We start from the raw sequence: 2,620 nt of genomic DNA, 5'->3' as shown, positions 1-2,620 counted from the left end.
GGAAACCAAAGTCAGGGCTTTTATGCAATCTGTAAGGTATCGCAAAAAATAAGGAGATTATTTTTATTTTAATTTCCGCTAAGGATACTTTTTTCTCTTGACAATAGGAGGCCTTATAAGTGTTAGGCTGTTCATCTTATACCTCCTCATGGTTTTCAACCTTTTTACTTGCAAAGGCTACTACATTTTCCAAATAGCCGCAATTTCATCTAAACATTCTTTTTTATGTTTACATGTTTCTTTTAGTGGATTTTAGGTCAATTTGTGGGGAGTGTCAAGAAAAATAATGGGAGCCATCTGTCTAACCCCTCAAAAAATAAGAGTAAAAATTTTTGTTTGTAAATTATATTGCATGCGATATAATTTATGAATTAATTATTATGACATAAGGACAATTCAGGAACTGCTTGGACACAAAAATCTCCAGATAACCATGATCTATACCCATGTGGCGTCAAGGAATATCCTTGGGGTTAGAAGCCCTCTGGACAAATGAATTGCACGGAGCAATGAAATGAAGGTTGCAAGGCTTTACAGTTTTAACGACATACGTATTGAAGATATTCCTGTTCCTCACATAGGCCCCGGCGATGCGCTGATAAAGACAAAGGCATGCGGCATATGCTCAGGGGATGTGATGCAGTGGTACATAGATAAAAAGGCACCTTTGGTGATTGGACACGAACCTACGGGGGAGATTGTAGAACTTGGCAAGGAACTTCTTTCGTCCTCAGGCTTCAGCCTTCAGCCTTCAGCCTTTAGAATAGGCGATAGGGTTTTTACTCATCATCATGCACCATGTTTTGTATGTAGATTCTGCAGCCGCGGTGATTATGTTCAGTGTGAAACATGGAAAAACACAAAGATAATACCTGGTGGAGTTTCAGAATATATACTCATCCCTCAGATAAACCTCGAAAACGATACATTAAACCTTCCTGATACTTTGAGCTATGAAGACGGCACACTAATAGAGCCCACTGCCTGTGTTGTAAAGGCATTGAAGAGGGCTAATATAAGGCAGGGAGATACAGTTCTCATTATCGGGCTTGGTGTCATGGGACAGTTAAATATATTGCTTGCAAGAAAATATGGTGCAGACAAAATAATCGGCGCTGACATGGTCCCCTTCAGGCTCAAGAAGGCGAAAGAATTTGGAGCTGATGAGGTTATCGATGTCTCAAAGGTCAATCTCATTGATGCCCTTAAGGAGTTAACAAATGGTATAATGGTAGACCTTGTTATAGTTGGGCCAAACAGTGTTGATGCAATGAAACAGGGGATATTATCTGCAGGTGCAGGCGGCAGAGTATTATTTTTTACACCTGCTAAACATGGGGAACAACTCACAATCGAACCGAATGACCTTTATTTCAGGGATATAAACATAATTACCAGTTATTCCTGCGGACCGACTGATACAGCAGATGCACTCAAAATAATAGAAGAAGGGGATGTAAGGGCTGAAAGACTCATTACACACAGGTTTCCGATCGAGAAAACCGCTGAGGCATTCAGAATAACAGCAGAGGCGAAAGACTCGCTTAAAGCTGTTATTATTTTTGATTAATTAATAATTAATGGATTAGGGAGGATTAAATGTCTGAAAAGGAAAGAACTCCAACAACATGTGATTGGAAAATAGTGTCCAGGGTCAGCAGAAAAAAGAAGACATATTCAGGAAATAAAAGCAAGTTCTACAAACACAATGGTAACTTTACATGGCAAGGGATAAAGACTGAAAGATATAAATTAACAAGCAAAGATTGGTCTGATATTATAAGACAGACGTTGATCGGTAAGCATGGAGAAACGCCAAGATTTCATGTCAGGTATTTCGAGATTGCACCTCGTGGGTATAGCAGTTTTGAAGTACACAAACACGAGCATGTTGTAATATGTATAAGAGGTAAGGGAAAAGTCTTGGTTGGGAAGAAAATTTATGATATAAAATTTCTTGATACACTTTATATAGCGCCGAATATGCCTCACCAATTAAGGAATCCATCCGATGAACCGTTTGGATTTTTTTGTATAGTCAATGCTAAAAGGGATAAGCCAAAAATCCTTAACTATTGAAATATTTTGTTGACGATTGCAAGAGAAAAGGGTTATAAAGAGATATACCCTATGTGAGAGGAGAACCTATGGAGCCTATTATATGCCCCTTCTGTGGAGGCAGCAATTTAGCAGAAGATAATGAGATGGAACTTGAACTTGATGATGAATTCTGGTCCATATACCACTGGAGGTGTCTGGATTGTTATGAATCCTTTGACAAGATCGTTACTGCTCCCAAGAGAGAGTTTTTCGAGGAGGAACACTGGAGCTAATCTTCTTTTTTTCAGCAGCATGGATTCTCCGATAGGTAAGATATGTCTCGCTGCTTCACAAAGGGGAATCAAAAGAATTGAACTGGCAACATCAGAAAAAGATTTTCTGAACTCCTTTCCCTTCCATATAAAGATTGTGAGGGCTGATAAAGTGTTTGATCGTGTGAAATCAATGCTCTTTGATTATTTCAATGGGAAGCGGGTTTCCTTTGATGAGATTGTAGTAGATATTCAATCTGTCGGTAATTTTCAGAAGATGGTCTGGAGGGTGCTGAGAGAGATACCTT

4 protein-coding genes and 1 pseudogene are annotated in these 2,620 nt (G+C 39.0%); all 5 read left to right on the top strand.

Annotated elements, in window-relative coordinates:
• Positions 1-361: 361 nt before the first annotated feature.
• Positions 362-496, top strand: a pseudogene (locus tag AB1488_01355) (tyrosine-type recombinase/integrase).
• Between the two features lie 18 nt (positions 497-514).
• Complete coding sequence (locus AB1488_01350; GenBank protein MEW6408744.1) at positions 515-1,570, top strand: alcohol dehydrogenase catalytic domain-containing protein; 1,056 nt, start codon at positions 515-517, stop codon at positions 1,568-1,570.
• 29 nt (positions 1,571-1,599) lie between these two features.
• On the top strand, positions 1,600-2,079 hold the full coding sequence (locus AB1488_01345) for a cupin domain-containing protein (protein ID MEW6408743.1): 480 nt from the start codon (positions 1,600-1,602) through the stop codon (positions 2,077-2,079).
• Between the two features lie 68 nt (positions 2,080-2,147).
• On the top strand, positions 2,148-2,333 hold the full coding sequence (locus AB1488_01340) for a hypothetical protein (GenBank protein MEW6408742.1): 186 nt from the start codon (positions 2,148-2,150) through the stop codon (positions 2,331-2,333).
• Between the two features lie 19 nt (positions 2,334-2,352).
• The coding region (locus AB1488_01335; GenBank protein MEW6408741.1) for a hypothetical protein at positions 2,353-2,620 on the top strand (268 nt) is incomplete at its 3' end.

This window comes from Nitrospirota bacterium (genome assembly GCA_040756155.1).
Taxonomy (GTDB): domain Bacteria; phylum Nitrospirota; class Thermodesulfovibrionia; order JACRGW01; family JBFLZU01; genus JBFLZU01.
Note: the sequence above shows the minus strand (reverse complement) of the source record. Positions and strands in the feature narration are given on the sequence as shown.